The sequence below is a fragment of the Thermostichus sp. MS-CIW-40 genome, assembly GCF_054058315.1.
This window is the reverse complement of record NZ_JBSSAC010000013.1, coordinates 1-18,446: the sequence shown is the minus strand read 5'-3', so window position 1 is coordinate 18,446 and position 18,446 is coordinate 1. Positions and strand designations below refer to the sequence as shown.

The window sequence follows — 18,446 nt, the reverse complement described above, 5'->3', positions numbered from 1 at the left end:
GGGATCCCCTTCAACCCACGAAGGAGGGTGGGGCTTCCCTCTCCTTTGGGTTCAGCAAGCCAGGAGGAAAACGGCGATGGCCAAAACAGAGCAACGCTTTGACTATGTCAAAATCGGCTTGGCTTCTCCAGAACGGATCATGGAGTGGGGCCAGCGCACCCTGCCCAATGGTCAAGTGGTGGGGGAAGTCACCAAGCCCGAGACCATCAATTACCGCACCCTCAAGCCGGAGATGGATGGTCTTTTCTGTGAGCGCATCTTTGGGCCGGCCAAAGACTGGGAATGCCACTGCGGTAAGTACAAGCGGGTACGGCATCGGGGGATCGTCTGCGAGCGCTGTGGGGTGGAGGTAACCGAGTCGCGGGTGCGCCGCCACCGCATGGGCTACATCAAGTTAGCCGCTCCGGTCACCCACGTTTGGTATTTGAAAGGGATCCCCAGCCACATTGCCACGCTGTTGGACATGCCGCTGCGGGATGTGGAGCAGGTGGTATACTTCAACGCCTACGTAGTGGTGGATCCGGGCAATGCCCAGAATCTCTCCTACAAACAACTGCTGACGGAGGATCAATTCCTCGAGATCGAAGATCAGATGTACGAGGAGGGATCCGAACTGCAACTGCCGGAGAACTGGGCGATGATCGGGGCGGAGGCCATCGAGCGCCTGCTCAAGGATATCGACCTGGAAAAAGAGGCGGAGCAACTGCGGGAGGAGATCACCACTGCTCGCGGCCAAAAGCGGGCACGCCTGATCAAGCGGCTGCGGGTGATCGACAACTTCATCGCCACCGGATCCCGTCCGGAGTGGATGGTGTTGCGGGTGCTGCCGGTGATCCCGCCGGATTTGCGTCCCATGGTGCAGTTGGATGGGGGCCGCTTTGCCACCAGCGACCTCAACGATCTCTACCGTCGTGTGATCAACCGCAACAACCGTCTGGCCCGGCTGCAGGAGATCATGGCGCCGGAGATCATTGTGCGCAACGAAAAGCGCATGCTCCAGGAGGCGGTGGACGCGCTGATCGACAACGGTCGGCGGGGGCGCGTAGTGGCGGGGGCCAACAACCGTCCCCTCAAGTCCCTCTCCGACATCATCGAGGGCAAACAGGGGCGCTTCCGGCAAAACCTGTTGGGCAAACGGGTGGACTACTCCGGGCGTTCGGTGATCGTGGTGGGGCCCAGCCTGCGCATGCACCAGTGTGGCCTGCCCAAAGAGATGGCCATCGAGCTGTTCCAGCCCTTTGTCATCCACAAATTGATCAAGCGGGGCATTGTCAACAACATCAAGGCTGCCAAAAAGCTGATCCAGAGCAATGACCCACAGATTTGGGATGTGCTGGAAGAGGTGATCGACGGCCACCCTGTCTTGCTCAACCGCGCTCCCACGCTGCACCGCCTCGGGATCCAAGCCTTTGAACCGATCCTGGTGGAGGGAAGGGCGATTCAACTTCACCCTCTGGTTTGCCCCGCCTTCAATGCTGACTTCGACGGCGACCAGATGGCGGTGCATGTGCCCCTGTCGTTGGAAGCCCAGGCGGAAGCTCGCCTGCTGATGCTGGCCACCAACAACATCCTCTCCCCGGCCACCGGCGCTCCCATCATCACCCCCAGCCAAGATATGGTGTTGGGGTGCTACTACCTGACGGCGGACAACCCCCACGCGCCAGATATTGGCGATCGCTTCTTCGCCAGCTTGGAAGATGCTCTCATCGCCTACGACCGCGGCGCCATCGGCCTGCACAGCAAGGTCTGGGTGCGCTACCACGGCCCGATGGAGTTGGGCAAGGGCGAAAAAGAGTCCGAGCCGCAAATCATCGAAGAACCGGGCGGCATCCGCCTCAAGATCACCAACTACCGCCGTATCCGCGAAGATCAAAACGGCAACGTGATCAGCCAGTACATTCGCACCACGCCGGGCCGGATCATTTTTAACAAGACCGTGCAGGATATTTTGTCTGCGTAGTTACCCTCTGCCGTAGGACGGCTCTTCTCTCCCCTTCTCTCTAGCGAGGCATCATGAGCGAAAAAGGACGATTTTCCGCTGGCCTGGCGCGGCAGGCTGCCGACGGCAACAAAGCCGACGCCCCTTTGCCCCCTGTGCCCTTTCGCAACTATCAAATTGGCAAAAAAGAGCTGCGTAACCTGATTGCCTGGTCTTTTGCCCGCTACGGCACAGCCCGCACCGCTCAGATGGCGGATGCTCTGAAGACCCTGGGCTTCAAATACGCCACCCAGGCAGCCGTCTCCATCAGCGTTGAAGACCTGCGCGTTCCCCCCAGCAAGCGGCAGTTGTTGGCACAAGCGGAAGCCGAGATCGAGGCGGCCACCGAGCGCTACACCCGCGGGGAAATCACAGAGGTGGAGCGCTACCAAAAGGTGATCGACACCTGGAACCAGATCAACGACCAGATCAAAGAGGAGATGCTCAACAACTTCCGGCAGAACGATCCCCTCAACTCCGTTTACATGATGGCCAACTCGGGGGCGAGGGGGAATGTCTCCCAGGTACGGCAGTTGGTGGGCATGCGCGGCCTGATGGCCAACCCCCAGGGGGAGATCATCGATTTGCCCATCAAAACCAATTTCCGCGAGGGCCTGACCGTTACCGAATACATCATCTCTTCCTATGGGGCCCGCAAGGGTTTAGTGGATACGGCCCTGCGCACCGCCGACTCCGGCTACCTCACCCGCCGCTTGGTGGACGTGTCTCAGGATGTGATCGTGCGGGAATCCGACTGCGGCACTGAGCAGGGCATCCTTCTGGAATACCTGATGGACGGGGACAAGGTGGTGGTGTCTCTGGAGGAGCGCTTGGTGGGCCGAGTGTTGGCGCGCGACGTGGTGCATCCACAAACCCAGGAGATCCTCGCCCGCCGCAACCAAGAAGTGGATCACGACTTGGCTAGAACCATTGCAGAGGCTGGCATCCGCCAGGTGATGGTGCGTTCTCCCCTCACCTGTGAAGCCAACCGCTCCGTGTGCCGGATGTGTTATGGCTGGAGCTTGGCCCATTCCCGCCTGGTGGATCTGGGGGAAGCGGTCGGGATCATCGCCGCCCAATCGATTGGGGAGCCGGGCACCCAGTTGACGATGCGCACCTTCCACACGGGAGGCGTGTTTACAGGGGAGGTGGCCCGCCAAATTCGCGCCCCCTTTGCGGGTGTGGTGCGGTTCCCGAAAAATCTGCGCACCCGCCCCTTCCGTACCCGCCACGGCGACGATGCTCTACAAGTGGAGGTAAACAACCAAATCATCTTGGAAGGCCCAGACGGTCAACGGGAGTCCTTCGACATGACTCAGGGATCCACCCTGCTGGTGCGGGACGGAGCCCAGGTGCAGCGGGATCAGTTGATTGCAGAGGTGTCCCTGGCCAAGGCCAGCCGTAAGAGCACCGAGAAAGCCCAGAAAGAGGTGGTGGCCGACCTGGCTGGAGAAATTCGCTTTGCCGATCTGCCCATCGAGGAGAAGACTGACCGCCAGGGTAACACCACCTACACTGCCCAGCGGCAGGGATTGATCTGGGTGATGTCTGGACAGGTGTACAACCTGCCTCCGGGGGCCGAGCCGGTGGTGAAAAACGGGGATCGGGTGCAGGCGGGGGATGTGATCGCCGAAACCTCGCTGGTGACGGAGCATGGCGGCATTGTGCGGCTACCGGAGCGCAGCGACACCAAAAGCGGGCGCGAGGTGGAGATCATCAACGCTTCCGTGGTGTTGCGGGAAGCACGGGTACGGGTGGAATCCCACCAGGGGCGGGAGCAGTTTTTGCTGGACACTTCTAGTGGGCAGACCTTCGTCCTCAAGGCCACTCCGGGCACCAAAGTAGGCAACGACGAGGTGGTGGCGGAGCTGATCGACAACCACTTCCGCAGTCAGACGGGAGGCTTGGTGAAGTTCGCCGGCATTGAGGTGGCACGGCGCGGCAAGGCCAAGCAAGGTTACGAAGTCATCCAGGGCGGCACCCTGCTGTGGATCCCAGAAGAGACCCACGAGGTGAACAAGGACATCTCCCTGCTGAACGTGGACGATGGCCAGTATGTGGAAGCAGGCACTGAGGTGGTGAAAGACATCTTTTGCCAGAATGCCGGTGTTGTCGAAGTCATCCAGAAGAACGACATTCTGCGGGAGATTGTCATCAAGCCGGGATCCCTGCATCTGGTGGACAACCCCGCCGACTTGGAAGTGAAAAGTGGCACCCTGATCCAGCCCGGGCAACCGGTGCTCAGCAGCATCGTTCCCGACCGACTGGTCTACCTGGAACACGTGGAAACTCCCGAAGGCCCAGGCTTGCTGCTGCGTCCGGTGCAGGAGTACGAGATCCCCGACCGGCCCTTGGTGCCCACTCAAGAGTCCACCAGCGAGTCCGGTCGCTCCATTCGTCTGCGGGCGGTGCAGCGGGTTCCCTTCAAAGATGGGGAGCGGGTGAAGTCGGTAGGCCCTGTAGAACTCCTACGCACCCAACTGGTGCTGGAGATCGATACCGACGCCCCACAACTGAAGGCCGATATCGAGCTGATCCAAGATGAGAAGGATCCAGATATTCGCCGCCTGCAACTGGTGATTCTGGAAACCCTGTTGCTGCGCCGCGACGTGGAAGCGGATCTGACGCAGGGGAGTACCCACACGCGGCTGTTGGTGAAGGAAGGAGACTCCATCGCCAGCGGAGATGTTATCGCCCGCACCGAAATCCAAGCCAAAAAGGCCGGGATCGTCCAAGGGATCCGCCAGGGAGCGGAGGTGGTACGGCGGGTGCTGGTGATTACCGACGACGATCTGGTGCAGGTGCCCCTGACGGGCCCAGCCAATGTGGAAGTGGGGGCGCTGGTGCGGGCTGGGGACGAGCTTGCTCCCGGGATCCCTTCTCCACAGTCGGGACAGGTGATGCAGATAACGGACGGCCAAGTCCTGTTGCGGATGGCGCGGCCCTACTTGGTTTCTGCGGGTGCCATTCTGCAGGTACGAGATGGCGATCTGGTGCAGCGGGGGGATTCCCTGGCCCTCCTGGTGTTTGAGCGGGCCAAGACGGGGGACATCATCCAGGGTCTGCCGCGGATTGAGGAGCTGCTGGAGGCCCGCAAGCCCAAGGAAATGTGTGTTCTGGCCAAGCGGCCCGGCACCGTTCAACTGAGCTGGCGGGGAGAAGAGCCAGATCTCAAGGTCATCGAAGCCGATGGCACCGTTAGAGACTATCCTGTGCTGCCGGGGCAGAGCTTGATCGTGGTAGATGGACAGCCGGTGGGGGTGGGGGATCCCCTAACCGATGGCCCTGCCAACCCCCACGACCTCTTGGAGATCTACTACGAGTACCATCGCCAAACCTTGGGAGATGACCAAGCCGCACGGTTGGCTCTGCGGGAGGTGCAGCGCTTCTTTGTCAACGAAGTGCAGAACGTCTACCGCTCCCAGGGGGTGGAGATCTCCGACAAACACATTGAGATCGTGGTGCGCCAGATGACCTCCAAGGTGCGGGTGGATGATGGCGGCGACACCATCCTGCTGCCGGGGGAGCTGGTGGAGTTGCGGGAAATCCAGCAGATCAATGCCACCATGGCCATTACTGGAGGAGCGCCGGCCAAATACACGCCCGTCCTGCTGGGGATCACCAAGGCCAGCTTGAATACCGACAGCTTCATCTCAGCGGCCAGCTTCCAGGAAACCACCCGCGTGCTGACTGAGGCGGCCATCGAGGGCAAATCCGACTGGCTGCGCGGCTTGAAGGAAAACGTAATCATCGGGCGCTTGATCCCGGCAGGCACGGGCTTCACCACCTACGAGGAGATTGCCGCCGAGCCGGAGCCTGACGAAGAGGAGGAAGAGCCTGCGGTGTTGCCGGAGCTGCCGCCTCGTTTGATCTTGGAAGATGATCAATTGATCGACGATTCCACCCCTGCCTTCGACGAGCTAGAGGAGGATGACGACGAGGAGGAGTGAGGCGCTGGGGATCCAGGATTGGGCCACTTTGCAAACTGAAATCGTCAGTTGCTGCCGCTGCCCCCGCTTGGTGGCCTGGCGAGAGTCAGTCGCCCTTCAGAAGGTGGCCCGTTTTCGCGACCAGCTCTACTGGGGCCGACCGGTGCCAGGGTTCGGGGATCTGCAGGCGCGGCTGTGGGTGATCGGGTTGGCGCCGGCAGCCCATGGGGGCAACCGCACCGGGCGCGTGTTTACCGGGGATCCCAGCGGGGACTGGCTGTTTCGCGCCCTGTACCGAGCCGGGTTTGCCAATCAGCCCACCTCTACCCACCGAGAGGATGGCCTGCAATTGCAGGATTGCTACATCTCGGCAGTGGTGCGCTGTGTGCCCCCGGAGAACCGCCCCACCGCCATAGAAGCCAAGACCTGCCTGCGCTACCTGAAGCAAGAGCTGGAGCTGCTAACCCAGGTGCGAGTGATCCTGACGTTGGGGCATTTTGCCTTCCAACACGCTCTGACGCTCTTGCCACCTCTCAGGCCCCGTCCCCGCTTTGGCCACAACTGCGTTATTCCCCTGGCAGAGGGTCGCTATTTGCTGGCGTCTTACCATCCCAGCCGGCGCAACACGGCCACACGGCTGCTGACGGAGCCGATGTTGGATGCCGTTTTCGCGCAAGCCCAGCAGTTGCTGTCTGGTAAGCCAGCCCGACCGGCTGAGGATTAGGCGGGTTGCCAAGATTCGAGGCGATAGGCACTGTCCCAAAACAGCCATTCCAACCGGGAGGCAGTGACAAAAGCTGCCCTCATCTTTTCCCGCAGCGGTTCTGTAGCCTGCTGAGCGACGGAGTCGGTGATGTCCAAAGCCTGCTGCACCACTTGGGCAAATTCTTCCCCGGCGTAGGTGTCGATCCACTGTTGGTAGGGATTGTCAGGCTGCGCGGTGCGATAGATGGTGGATCCCACCTCTCGGTAGATCCAAAAGCAGGGCAGCACAGCGGCAATGGCCACCTCATAGGGATCCACAGCCGCCGCAGCCAACAAAAAACGGGTATAGGCGAAGCAGGCAGGGGCATAGGCTGTTTCGGGTTGAATGTCGTAGAGGCGAAAATAGCTTTCGTGCAGGCTGCGTTCGGCCACAATGGCTCCCAGGGCAAAGTTCAAGAAACTCACCACCTGCTCAGCCCCTTCGGAACGAGCTCCGATCAAGGCCAGAGCGCGGGCAAAGTCGGTGAGATAAAGAGCATCCTGCTGCAAGTAAAACTGGAACCGCTGCCGCGATAGGCTGCCCGCTGCCAACTCTCGGTTGAAGGGGTGATCGAGGATTTGCTTGTAGATGGGCTGAATGGCTTGCCAAAGGTGGGCTGTAAAGGACTGGGGCATGGCGACCGTCTCTCGGCGTTTGGTCTTCGGGTTTTGTCCGGCTTCGGTCGAGGGCTGATTGACCTAACCGGGGGCAGCACCTCTGCTGTGGCTGAGGCTTTCTTCATTTTGAATCTCAATTAGGCTTCGGGCATGAGGGGGCGGAACCCATGCTTGCGAGAAAGCTGCCCGATCAGCTCCAATTTCTCAAGGGTGATCAAATTACGGCCCCAACTGAAATTGGTGTACAGCCCCTCAAACTCCAGCAGCATGGATTCAGCAAAGCAGGCAAAAAGCTGACGGGCCGGGTTGGCCACATTCAAAAACTGCATGATGTTCCATTCAATATCCAAAGAGTGCTCCACCATCCCCCCGTCAATGACGTAGAGTCCCTTTCGCTGCAAGCTGGAGGCGATGTTCTTTGGGTAGCCACCGTCGATGATGACACAGGGATCCGGCAAAACTTGGGGATCGAGGGCCATGCCTTGGCTCATGCTGGCCACCCAAACGATAAAGTCAGCGCGGGGCAGGGCCTCTTCCAGCGAAGAGATCTCCCCCTGCTTGAGCTTGGCCTGCAATTCCTCCAGACGCCGTCGCTCTCGGGCGATGAGCAACAATTTGCCCAAGTGAGTGTGGGCCACCAACCATTGACAAATGGCGCTGCCGATATCTCCGGTCGCCCCCACCACCGCAACCGTAGCGGCTGCCAAGTCCATGGCGTAGCGCTGGGCCGCCAACTGCAGTTGCTGACAGATGATGTAGGCCGTGTGGGTATTGCCGGTGGTAAAGCGTTGGATCTCCAAGTCAATGTTGCGGACTCGCCGGAGACTGTCGAGGCGAAAAGTCTCAAAAATGATGCTGCTAAATCCCCCCAAAGCCGTAATGTTCAAGCCGCGCCGCTGGGCTAGGGCCATGGCATTCAACACTTTCCGACAAGCTGCCTTCACCCGTCCCCCCGCCAACATCTCCGGCAAGAAACAGGATTCGACGTACTGCCCATAAATCTTTTGGCCGGTGATGCTGGTTACCGTGATCTCGTCCACCACCTGAGGGGGAGCCATGCACCAGAACTCCAGGTCGCTCTCCGCATATTCGGAATAACCCAGCTTGTCTGCCACCCGCTTCGCATGGGCCAGGCTGGTCAAGTGCCCGATCAGGCCGAACATAGAGATTTACCCGCTTGGATAACTAATGGATCCCGTCCGGATCCCATCAAAACATGCCCATACCCACGAGAGGTAGGGATCCCTACAGCCGGGCCGGAAACCCAATTCGCCAGCAGAGGATGGAGGTGGGTCATGCTGCCCGCAAACCCTGGGCAGAGAGGCGCATCACCTCGCGGGTGCTGAAGCCGATGTTGGCCAGCGCCTCGCCATAGGCAATCATAAAGTCCTCGACAATGGCCTCGCGATCCATGTAGATGGCTTCCACATCCTTGTCCACCTGCTGCAGCATCTGCCAGACCAAGGGCAGGTTCTGGGCGTTGGCCGCTTCGATCTGCCCTTTGACCTCGCCAAAATGCTCCCCTAGCCAGCGCTCTCCAAAATTGAGGTGCAGATATTCATCCTTGACCACCCCCTCGGTGATCTTGCGGGCAAACTCATCGGCGACGGGGATGTAAATGTTGTAGGCGGCAATGGCAAAGCATTCGATGATCAGGGACTGAATGACCAAGCAGGTAACTAGGTCTCCGGCTGCTGCCGCTTTTTGGAAATTGTTGCGCAAAGGGGCGAAGAAAGTGCGGGCAAACTCCCTATCCGGCTCTACCTGCAGGTTTTTGCCGCAGGATTGAAAGCCTTTCATGTGCCGCAATTCCATCTTGGCCAGCTTGTGCAGCTCCTCTGCCCCTTCCGGCAACATCTCGGCCAGCTTGAGGTAGTTGTCGTGGGCTTCTTGTTCCCCTTCGATCACAATGCCGTTGATGCGAGAGTAGGCCTGCCGGTAAACCGCGCTGCCATAGTCCAAGGTGGTGCCACCCTCATCGGCTAAAGGCTGGGGGGTATTGGGCAGGACGTTCACTGGGGCCATACTCATGCATCTCCTCTCGGTGTTGTTTGGGTGTTGTTGATTGTCTATGCTGACTCGACAATCGCCTCGATTGCAGTTGAATCGCTCTCTTAATCAGAATAGCTGTAGCTGCCGCAGAATTGGCGGGATTCCTTTTGCGGAATGATAGGGGTCTGCTAGGGTGAGGGTTCGAGTGCCGTTGTGGAGCCTGCTGTATGTCTGCTCTTGGGGATGGCCTGAACCAACTGCGCCAGTTGCTGGTGGAGCTGGAGGAACGATCCCTCGATCAGCCGATTGGCAGTGCCGAGGAGGTGTTGCAGGCCATTGAGCTAGCCACGGCTTTTGAGCTGTTTGAGGCGGAGAGCAGCGGTTTGCTGCTGCAGATTGTGGCCAATCTCTGGGATCGGGTACGGCAGCAGGATTTGTCTCCAGGGGAGATTCAGACGGTATCGGAGAAGTTGCGGGCGGTGGGCTATACCGATGCCGAAATTCAGGAGATCCTGGACTTGGAGCCGGAGGACTAGCCCCATTTCCCCCTCTAGGCTTGAACCATGCCCAGCTCTGCTGGAGTGATATCCGCTTCCATCTGAGTGGTGGCGTCGTAGCAGGCCCCTCGCAGCTTGGCCAGCTTGAGTTTGCACCGGGCAAGAAGGGCTCCTCTCAAGTTGGCCCCGGTGAGATTGGCCCCTGCCAGGTCCGCTTGGCTGAGATCGGCTTCGCTCAAGTCCGCTTCGGCCAGGTTGGCCCCACGCAAGTTGGCTCCTTGCAATCGGGATCCCTGCAGCTTGGCTTTCTCTAGGTTGGCCAGCCGCAGGTTGGATCCCTGCAGATCCGCTTGGCTGAGGTCGGCGCCGCTCAGGTAGGCCCGCTCCAGGTTGGCAGAGGCCAGCTTTGCCTGGCGGAGAATGGATCCCCCCAAGTCGATCCCGGCCAAGTCGGCCCCGGCCAGATCAGCTCCGGCCAGTTGGCTGTTGCTGAAGTCCCGCTCACCGCTGCCGTAGCGTTGCAACAGGTCTGCTCCAGTTTCCACCATCGCTGTTTTCCACACCGGACGAATGGATCCTACCTAGGAATAGAAGGGCCGCCAAGAGCACGCTAGGATAGGCGCAAGCCGTTTTCCGGGATCCCCCCTTATGAGCTTGCCCCGTGTGCCCCGAACTCGACCGCGCCCCAAGCTGCGCTCGATCCCTCGCCGCCAAACCGAATCCGCCCTCTATGCCGAAATGCAGCAGCTCACTGTCGAAAAGCAGCGGCTCAACCAAGAGCTAGAGTTTATTCGAGAGCGGCAAGGGCAAATCCACGCGCGACTTCAGGAAATCGAGCAGGCCATGCAACACCTTCAGCAGGAGGCAAAAGCCTTTCGGGATCCCGCTCCCCCCTCTGAACCGGCCCAGCTCAGATCTCGCCCTTCCCGCTTCCCGCCCATGACCTTCGAGTATTGAGGGATCCTATAAATCTCAAAGAAGACCCAAGATTCAAAGCAGACCTAAGCAACAAGTCAGGGGATTCTGTAGCCAACTTAACTATTTGCTGCTTATCTCAACCCGACTCCAGAATCTGGGCCAGCGAACAGCTGTTCTCAAGCTGGCTGCACAGTTACCTGAACTTCAGCTAGAAATCGCAGGAGCCCCGCACTGTACCCGTAGGGTCAGTGCCGGGAGGAATGCGGAAGTTATGATAGAACCATGACCCAAGTCCTGACCGTATCCTGCAAGCTCAAGGCGTCCCAGTCGCAAGCCGCAAAGTTGGATGCGACAATGGATGCCTTTGTGCAGGCGTTGAACTGGGTCAACCAAAACACACCAGAAAAAGTAGTCAACGCAGTCAAACTCCAGTCCCTTTGCTATTACCAGATTCGCGCTCGGTTCGGCTTGTCCAGTAACTTGGCAAGGACTACGTCCCGCTTACGCGACCAGCAGGTCTGCAGACGGCTGGCCGGTGCCCGTAAAGTTGCCCAACAGAAAAACCGCCCCGTCAAAGCGTTCAAGAGAGGCTTTGCGACCTACGATGCCCGTATCTTTTCGTTCCGCGAGAAAGACTGGACGGTGTCGCTGACCACGGTGGAGGGTCGAGAGCGCTTTGAGCTGGCGATTGGCCGCTACCAGAGAGAACGGCTGGCGGGCTCCAATCCCAAATCTGCCACTCTGGTCAAGCGTAAAGACGGCTCCTACTCTATTCAGATCTGTGTGGAAGCGGAGCCATCCCCACCGCAAGGCACGGATAGAGTGCTGGGCGTGGATTTGGGAAGGACGGATATTGCTCATACATCGGAAGGAGATAACTGGAATGGACAGCAGTTGAACAAAGTCCGAGACCATCACTCGCGGTTGAGGGCGGTACTCCAACGCAAAGCCAGTAAGGGCACCCGCAGTTCGCGGCGCAGATGCAGAGAACTGTTGCAACGGCTGTCTGGCAAGGAGAGGCGCTTTCAGGCGTGGGTCAATCATCGCATTTCCAAAGCTATTGTCTCTAGGGCAAAGGCGACAAACAGCGCTATCGCCCTGGAAGACCTGACAGGGATCCGGGAAAGGGTCAATCAACAGCCACGCAGCAAGACAGAGCGTAGGCGGGCAAATAGTTGGGCGTTCTACCAACTACGTCAATTTCTGGAATACAAGGCTCTGCGTGCGGGGGTTGCTCTGATTCTTGTTCCGCCTGCCTACACGTCGCAGACCTGCCACCGGTGTTTGCACATCCATCCCGATCCTACGCAATCCTACCGCAGTGGGAAGCAGTTTAAGTGTGGACACTGTGGATGGGAAGGGGATGCGGATTTGAATGGTGCGAATGTGATTGCGCTTTTGGGGGCTGCTGTAAACCAGCCTAGAGGTTCGTGGTTGGCTTGCCAACTGCAGGGCTACCGAAAGCCCGCCCTGTACTGCGAAGCAGTCAGGGTCGGGTAGTTTACGCAAACACCACCGTTTTGTTGTGGTACACCAGCACCCGATTCTCCAGGTGATACCGCACTGCCCGTGCCAGGACTAGGCGTTCCATGTCGCGGCCTTTGCGGACGAGGTCGGCAACGGTATCGCGGTGACTGACCCGCACCACGTCTTGCTCGATGATCGGCCCTTCGTCCAGATCTTCGGTGGCATAGTGGGCAGTCGCGCCGATGATCTTCACCCCCCGTTGATGGGCGCGGTGGTAGGGGTTGGCTCCGGCAAAGGCGGGCAGGGTGGAATGGTGAATGTTGATGACCGGCGGGGCTTGGCGGAGCAGCCACCCACTCAAGACCTGCATGTACTTGGCCAACACCACCAGGTCAATTCGATATTCCTGCAGGAGAGCGAGCTGACGGGCTTCGGCTGCGGCTTTGCCCTCTGGAGAAACGGGGATGTGGTAGTAATCGATACCGAAGGAGCGGGCCACCGATTCCAGGTCGGGGTGATTGCTGATGATCAAGGGGATCTCGGCGGGCAGTTCTCCCGCCCTTTGCCGCCAGATCAGATCCAAAAGGCAGTGGGTTTGCTTGCTGGCCCACACTGCAAGGCGACGGCGAGTGTCGGAGAAATGCAGTTCCCAGTTGGCTTGGATCCCACGGGCAATACCCGAAAAGGCGGGGACAATTTCCCCTCGCTCCAGTTGGAAGCCCTGCAAGTCCCACTCGATGCGGCTCAAGAACAGTCCTGCTTCGGGATCCGTATGGTGATCGGCGTGAATGATGTTGCCGCCGTAGCTGTAGATGAAGCTGGAGAGCTTGGCTACCAGCCCTTTTTGATCGGGGCAAGATACCAACAGGGTGGCACTGGGCATCGGTAGACAACAGCCTCAACTTTGTGGGGACTGGCTCTCCCCAAGAGCAATCCATTCTCAATCTACCCGGTTGATCTCTTCCAATAGCCAGGGATCCACCGGCTGGCCATCCCAACGCTTCAAGTCGATGCGAATCCACATCGCCGCAGAAGAGCCGGCAGGGGGCAGTTCCTGGTGAAACGAGATCTCATAGTCGGACGGGTTCTGACCATGTTGCCGCAGCCAGGTCTCCACCTTGGCAGGAGCGAAGTAGGACTGCCCTTGCTCGAACAGGCGCGTAATTTCCATGCCGAAGCAAAGGGGGTTAAAGCGGGGCATAGACTAAGCAGCGTCTGCGGTTTGAGCGTCGTCGGCTACGGATGGGACGGGATCCGTCTCTGGGGGGGGCGTATCGGCAACTGACTCGGTGACTGCTGTTCGGGAAACCTTGGGAGTGGCAGCAGCCGTTGTCCCGCGGGTGGCTTTTTCCAGCTCTTGGGCCTCTTTGTTCAGTTGCGCCTCGAACTCTCTGGAAGCGTCCTGCAGGCTGCGCAGAGTTTTGGCCAGCGTGCGACCGATCTCCGGCAGTTTGCGGGGCCCAAAAACCAAGAGAGCCACCGCAAAGATGACCAACATTTCCGGCAGTCCAACACCCAAAAAATTCATGAGCCTCGGCAGAGTACGGTTTGGTCGGGATCCCTTCCCTAGACTGACATTTTCTCGCCGCGGACTGCAAGTAACTGCCGGCTCTCCTCATCTATCCGATGGCTCTGGTGTTTTGCTCTCAGCTCATCCAGGCCAACCTCTCCCTGGCCGGCCAAGTCAAAATGGTAGAATTGCATCGTTAATCAATCAATGTCCTTCATTGGCCTAGGCTTGCCCATGCTCCAAACCCTACAAAAGCTCCTCGGGGATCCTAACGATCGGAAGATCCGGCAGTACCGTCCTGTCGTCAAGTTGATCAACTCGCTGGAGATCGAGATCGCCTCTCTTTCGGATGCGGAGCTCAAGGCCAAGACCACAGAGTTTCGCCAGCGCTTGGACAGAGGAGAATCTCTGGACGATCTCTTGCCGGAGGCGTTTGCCGTGGTGCGGGAGGCCGCCAAGCGAGTTTTGAACTTGCGCCATTACGACGTACAGCTCATCGGCGGCATGGTGCTGCACGAAGGCCAGATTGCCGAAATGAAAACCGGCGAGGGGAAAACCCTGGTCGCCACCCTGCCTGCCTACTTGAACGGCCTGACTGGGAAGGGGGTTCACATCGTTACCGTCAACGGCTACTTGGCGCGGCGCGACTCGGAGTGGATGGGGCAGGTGCACCGTTTCTTGGGCCTGACGGTCGGTCTAGTGCAAGAGGGCATGTCACCCGAAGAAAAGCGCCGCAGCTACAACTGCGACATTACCTACTGCACCAACAGCGAGCTGGGCTTCGACTACCTGCGGGACAACATGGCCACCGACATCAAAGAGGTGATGCAACGGCCCTTTAACTACTGCATCATCGACGAGGTGGACTCGATCCTGATTGATGAAGCCCGTACTCCCCTGATCATCTCCGGCCAAGTGGCTCGTCCTTCCGAAAAATATCTGCGGGCAGCCCAGGTGGCGCGGGAGCTGATCCGGGATGAACACTATGAGGTGGATGAAAAAGCCCGCAACGTCATCCTTACCGACGAGGGGTTTGAAGCCGCCGAGCGGTTGCTGGGGGTCTCTGACCTGTTTGATCCCAAGGATCCCTGGGCGCACTTTGTCTTTAACGCGGTGAAGGCCAAAGAGCTCTTCATCAAGGATGTCCACTACATCGTCCGCAATCAAGAGGTGGTGATCGTGGACGAGTTCACCGGGCGGGTGCTCCCCGGCCGCCGCTGGTCTGATGGGCTGCACCAGGCGGTGGAGGCCAAAGAGGGGGTGCCGATTCAAAGCGAGAGCCAAACCCTGGCCACCATCACCTACCAAAACCTTTTTCTGCTCTATCCCAAGCTTTCCGGCATGACGGGCACGGCTCGCACTGAGGAGGCCGAGTTCGGCAAAACCTACAACCTGGAAGTTACGGTGATCCCCACCAACCGACCCATCCGCCGCAAAGATGCCCCCGACTTGGTGTACAAGACCGAAAGGGGCAAGTGGCAAGCGGTTGCCGAGGAAATTGCCCACATGCACGCCCAGGGGCGCCCCGTCCTTGTGGGCACCACCAGCGTGGAAAAATCCGAACGCCTCTCGGCCATGCTCAAGGAAATGGGGATCCCCCACAACCTCCTCAACGCCAAGCCAGAAAACGTGGAGCGGGAGGCGGAGATCATTGCCCAGGCGGGGCGAAAAGGCGCTGTAACCATTGCTACCAACATGGCCGGTCGAGGCACGGACATCATCTTGGGAGGCAATGCGGAGTACATGGCCCGCCTCAAGCTGCGGGAACGGCTGATGCCCAAGCTGGCTCAATTGGACGCCGACAACCCCTTGGGATCCGTTCAGATGGTGGGACGGGGGGGTGGCCAGGGATTTGGTGGGACAGCACCCAAGCCGAAAAAATCCTGGACGGTGGTCTCCCCCAATTTTTACCCCTGTGAGCTGTCGGCCCGCACCAGCCAAGCTTTAGACGAAGTGGTGGCAGCAGCCGTGACCAAGTATGGGCTGAACCGTCTGCCAGAGCTGGTGGTGGAGGATCTCATCGCAGTAGCTTCCGAGAAAGCGCCGGTGCAGGATCCGCTAATTTTGCAACTGCGGGAGGTTTACAACAGCATCAAAGCCGAGTACGAAAAAATTACTGAGGCCGAGCACGAAGAGGTGGTGAGGCTGGGGGGCCTGCATGTGATCGGTACGGAGCGCCATGAATCCCGCCGTATCGACAACCAGCTGCGGGGCCGCGCCGGGCGACAAGGGGATCCCGGCTCCTCGCGGTTTTTCCTCAGCTTGGAAGACAACCTGCTCAAGATTTTCGGTGGCGAGCGGGTAGCCAAGCTGATGGACATGTTCCGGGTAGACGAAGACATGCCCATCGAGCACCCGCTCCTGTCGAAGAGCCTGGAAAATGCCCAGCGCAAGGTGGAGGTGTACTACTTTGACCTGCGTAAGCAGGTGTTTGAATACGACGAGGTTCTCAACAACCAGCGGCGGGCCATCTACTCAGAGCGGCGGCGCATCTTGGAGGGGGAAAACCTCAAGACCAAGATCCTTGACTATGTGCGCAAAACCGTTGGCGAGATCGTGCGAGCGCATGTCAACCCAGAGCTGCCCCCGGAAGAGTGGGAAATTGACAAGCTGACCGCCAAGATGCAGGAGTTTGTGCCGCTCCTGAAGCAAAACCTCAAGGTTGAAGACCTGCAGGATCTCTCTTACGAGCAGATCTTGGACTACCTGATCAAGCAGGCAGAACTGGCCTATGAGGCCAAAGAGGCTTTTCTGGATACCTTTGAGCCCGGTTTGATGCGCAAGGCAGAGCGCTTTTTCCTGTTGCAACAGGTGGACACCCTCTGGCGGGAACACCTGCAGCAGATGGAGGCGCTGCGGGAAGCTGTGGGCCTGCGAGGCTACGGTCAGAAGGATCCCCTGATCGAGTACAAGAACGAGGGCTACGAGCTGTTCCTGGAGATGATGGACAACATCCGCCGCAACACGGTGTACAACCTATTCATCTTTACTCCCCAAATTGTGCAAGTGCCCCAGGCATCGCGACCGGCTCCGGCACCCACTGCGGCTGCCAGCCCTGATCCCAGCTCTGCTTCAGGGGTGGTGGAAGCCGATTTCACGGAAGAATAATTGGCGTAGAGAGAAGTCAGCGGGGGAGGAGGATCTGTCGTAATGCCTCTTTCAGTTGTGGGTACTGGAAGGTAAAGCCCATCTGCAAAGCCGCTTGCGGGATCACTTTCTGCCCCGTCAAAACCACTTGAGCTGCCTCGCCCAACAGCAGTTCCAACGCCAGCTCCGGCACAGGCAACCAAGAGGGGCGACCCAAGACCTGGCCTAAGGTTCGGCAAAACTCTTCCATCTGCACCGGGTTGGGAGCGGTGGCGTTGAACACTCCGGATCCCTGCTCCAGCAGGAAGCAGACCAAGCTCACCCAATCCTCGCGGTGGATCCAAGACAGCCATTGTTTGCCGGAGCCGATCGTTCCGCCGATAAAGAACTGAAAGGGGGCCAGCATCTGCCCCAGCGCTCCTCCATCCGGACCCAACACAATCCCCGTGCGCAGGATGGCCAAACGGATCCCCAATTCCTCAACCGGCCGGGCGGCAGCTTCCCAAGCTTGACAGACTTCTGCCAGAAAATCTTGGGCCGGGGGATCCGTCTCTGTTAAGGGTTCTCCTGCCGGATGGGATCCGTAGTAACCCACCGCCGAGCTGCTGATCATCACCTGGGGCTTTTGGTTGAGGGAGGCGAGGGCTTGGACAAGGGCCTGGGTGGTTTCCACACGGCTACGACGGATTTCTTTTTTCTTGGTCTCTGTCCAGCGAGAAGAAGCCAAAGGCTCTCCGGCCAAGTTGACAATCCCCTCGTACCCTTCCAGGGCGGCTGCCCAGGCTTGCGGTTGGTAGGGATCGTAGGGCAGCAGCTTGAGGTTGGGGGATTCCCCCAAAATGCGGCGGGCCTGCTCCAGGCGGCGGGTCAAGACCAAAACCTGATCCCCTTGCTCCAGCAGACGGGCCACCAAGCGACGCCCGATAAAACCACTTCCACCCGTGATGACAATGCGCATGATGTGGATCCGACTTGCATCTGCACAAGCCCTGTGCCGCCCTTGTCCTTTGAACGGTGCAGAGCCTTTCCGCTATTCGAACCTCTAGCCTAGCGCGTTTCCTGCCCCGCGTTGGCCATTGCCTGGGATCCCGCCATCCGTTTGCTGAGCTTGGCGAAGTGGCAGAGCCCAAGAAAGCCCAAGAATAAAAATGTTTTGCGGCAAAGCGTAAACTACCCGACTCCGACCGCTAAGCGGTACGGAGCGGGCTTTCAGCAGCCCTGAGCCTGCTTTGCTCTACCAGAGAACAAAACAGGCCCGAACCTCTAGGCTGGTTTACGACAGCCCCCAAAAGCGCAATCACATTCGCACCATTAAAGTCCGCATCCCCTTCCCATCCACAGTGTCCACACTTGAACGACTTACCACTGCGGTAGGATTGCGCAGGGTCGGGATGGATGTGCAGGCACTTGTGGCAGGTCTGGCTGGTGTAGGCGGGCGGCACCAGCACCACAGTCACCCCCGCAACTCTCGCCTTGTATTCCAGAAACTGCCTCAGTTGGTAGAACGCCCAACTGTTGGCCCGCCTACGCTCTGTCTTGCTGCGTGGCTGTTGATTGACCCTTTCCCGGATCCCTGTCAGGTCTTCCAGAGCAATAGCGCTGTTTGTCGCCTTTGCCCTAGAGACAATAGCTTTGGAGATGCGATGATTGACCCACACTTGAAAGCGTCTCTCCTTGCCAGACAGCCGTTGCAGCAGTTGACGGCA

16 protein-coding genes are annotated in these 18,446 nt (G+C 59.0%); 7 read left to right on the top strand and 9 right to left on the bottom strand.

From position 1 onward, the window contains the following. The first annotated feature begins 76 nt into the window (after positions 1-76). Genes ACVWXF_RS05980 through ACVWXF_RS05970 form a run of 3 tightly spaced genes read left to right on the top strand, consistent with a single transcriptional unit; the run spans position 77 to position 6,631 of the window. Entirely contained in the window at positions 77-1,960 is a 1,884-nt protein-coding gene (locus ACVWXF_RS05980; RefSeq protein ID WP_457473913.1) for a DNA-directed RNA polymerase subunit gamma, read from the top strand. 53 nt (positions 1,961-2,013) lie between these two features. Further along, the gene (locus ACVWXF_RS05975; protein ID WP_457473912.1) at positions 2,014-5,928 is read left to right on the top strand and encodes a DNA-directed RNA polymerase subunit beta'; all 3,915 of its coding nucleotides are present in this window, start codon (positions 2,014-2,016) and stop codon (positions 5,926-5,928) included. Then, complete coding sequence (locus tag ACVWXF_RS05970; RefSeq protein ID WP_457473911.1) at positions 5,909-6,631, top strand: uracil-DNA glycosylase; 723 nt, start codon at positions 5,909-5,911, stop codon at positions 6,629-6,631. The genes ACVWXF_RS05975 and ACVWXF_RS05970 overlap by 20 nt, the downstream gene beginning before the upstream one ends. On the opposite strand, the gene tenA is transcribed toward ACVWXF_RS05970, so the two are convergent. The 3 genes from tenA to ACVWXF_RS05955 form a co-directional block, all read right to left on the bottom strand. Then, entirely contained in the window at positions 6,628-7,287 is a 660-nt protein-coding gene (tenA, locus tag ACVWXF_RS05965; RefSeq protein WP_414416477.1) for a thiaminase II, read from the bottom strand. The two genes, ACVWXF_RS05970 and tenA, sit on opposite strands and share 4 nt — an antisense overlap. A 119-nt stretch (positions 7,288-7,406) precedes the next feature. Next, on the bottom strand, positions 7,407-8,432 hold the full coding sequence (locus ACVWXF_RS05960; protein WP_457473910.1) for a long-chain acyl-[acyl-carrier-protein] reductase: 1,026 nt from the start codon (positions 8,430-8,432) through the stop codon (positions 7,407-7,409). A gap of 130 nt (positions 8,433-8,562) precedes the next feature. Next, complete coding sequence (locus ACVWXF_RS05955; RefSeq protein ID WP_414356740.1) at positions 8,563-9,294, bottom strand: aldehyde oxygenase (deformylating); 732 nt, start codon at positions 9,292-9,294, stop codon at positions 8,563-8,565. Between the two features lie 194 nt (positions 9,295-9,488). Here ACVWXF_RS05955 and ACVWXF_RS05950 point away from each other — a divergent pair, with 194 nt between their 5' ends. After that, positions 9,489-9,797: a hypothetical protein gene (locus tag ACVWXF_RS05950; RefSeq protein WP_414330858.1), complete on the top strand. Its 309-nt coding sequence runs from the start codon at positions 9,489-9,491 to the stop codon at positions 9,795-9,797. A gap of 14 nt (positions 9,798-9,811) precedes the next feature. On the opposite strand, the gene ACVWXF_RS05945 is transcribed toward ACVWXF_RS05950, so the two are convergent. Then, the gene (locus ACVWXF_RS05945; protein ID WP_457473909.1) at positions 9,812-10,306 is read right to left on the bottom strand and encodes a pentapeptide repeat-containing protein; all 495 of its coding nucleotides are present in this window, start codon (positions 10,304-10,306) and stop codon (positions 9,812-9,814) included. A 100-nt stretch (positions 10,307-10,406) separates the two neighbouring features. On the opposite strand from ACVWXF_RS05945, the gene ACVWXF_RS05940 reads away from it, so the two are divergent. Both ACVWXF_RS05940 and ACVWXF_RS05935 read left to right on the top strand, forming a co-directional pair. Next, on the top strand, positions 10,407-10,715 hold the full coding sequence (locus ACVWXF_RS05940; RefSeq protein WP_414330861.1) for a gas vesicle protein GvpV: 309 nt from the start codon (positions 10,407-10,409) through the stop codon (positions 10,713-10,715). Positions 10,716-10,958: 243 nt separating this feature from the next. Further along, entirely contained in the window at positions 10,959-12,176 is a 1,218-nt protein-coding gene (locus ACVWXF_RS05935) for an RNA-guided endonuclease InsQ/TnpB family protein (protein WP_457473908.1), read from the top strand. Between the two features lies 1 nt (position 12,177). On the opposite strand, the gene purU is transcribed toward ACVWXF_RS05935, so the two are convergent. From purU to ACVWXF_RS05920, 3 genes are read right to left on the bottom strand one after another with little or no spacing between them, the layout of a single operon-like run. Next, complete coding sequence (purU, locus tag ACVWXF_RS05930) at positions 12,178-13,026, bottom strand: formyltetrahydrofolate deformylase (protein ID WP_457473907.1); 849 nt, start codon at positions 13,024-13,026, stop codon at positions 12,178-12,180. A gap of 57 nt (positions 13,027-13,083) precedes the next feature. Beyond that, a complete protein-coding gene (locus tag ACVWXF_RS05925) occupies positions 13,084-13,344 on the bottom strand; it encodes a hypothetical protein (protein WP_457403072.1) in 261 nt (86 codons plus the stop codon). Positions 13,345-13,347: 3 nt separating this feature from the next. Then, on the bottom strand, positions 13,348-13,671 hold the full coding sequence (locus ACVWXF_RS05920; RefSeq protein WP_457473906.1) for a TatA/E family twin arginine-targeting protein translocase: 324 nt from the start codon (positions 13,669-13,671) through the stop codon (positions 13,348-13,350). 216 nt (positions 13,672-13,887) lie between these two features. On the opposite strand from ACVWXF_RS05920, the gene secA reads away from it, so the two are divergent. Beyond that, complete coding sequence (secA, locus tag ACVWXF_RS05915; RefSeq protein ID WP_457473905.1) at positions 13,888-16,761, top strand: preprotein translocase subunit SecA; 2,874 nt, start codon at positions 13,888-13,890, stop codon at positions 16,759-16,761. Between the two features lie 16 nt (positions 16,762-16,777). Here the strand turns inward: secA and thyD are convergent, their stop codons facing one another. Together thyD and ACVWXF_RS05905 are read right to left on the bottom strand one after the other, a co-directional pair. Next, positions 16,778-17,698, bottom strand: coding sequence for a thylakoid membrane protein ThyD (gene thyD, locus ACVWXF_RS05910; protein ID WP_414343742.1), 921 nt, complete (start codon positions 17,696-17,698; stop codon positions 16,778-16,780). Between the two features lie 229 nt (positions 17,699-17,927). Further along, positions 17,928-18,446 (bottom strand): RNA-guided endonuclease InsQ/TnpB family protein (locus ACVWXF_RS05905; protein ID WP_457473904.1); only part of this gene is annotated, 519 nt, incomplete at its 5' end.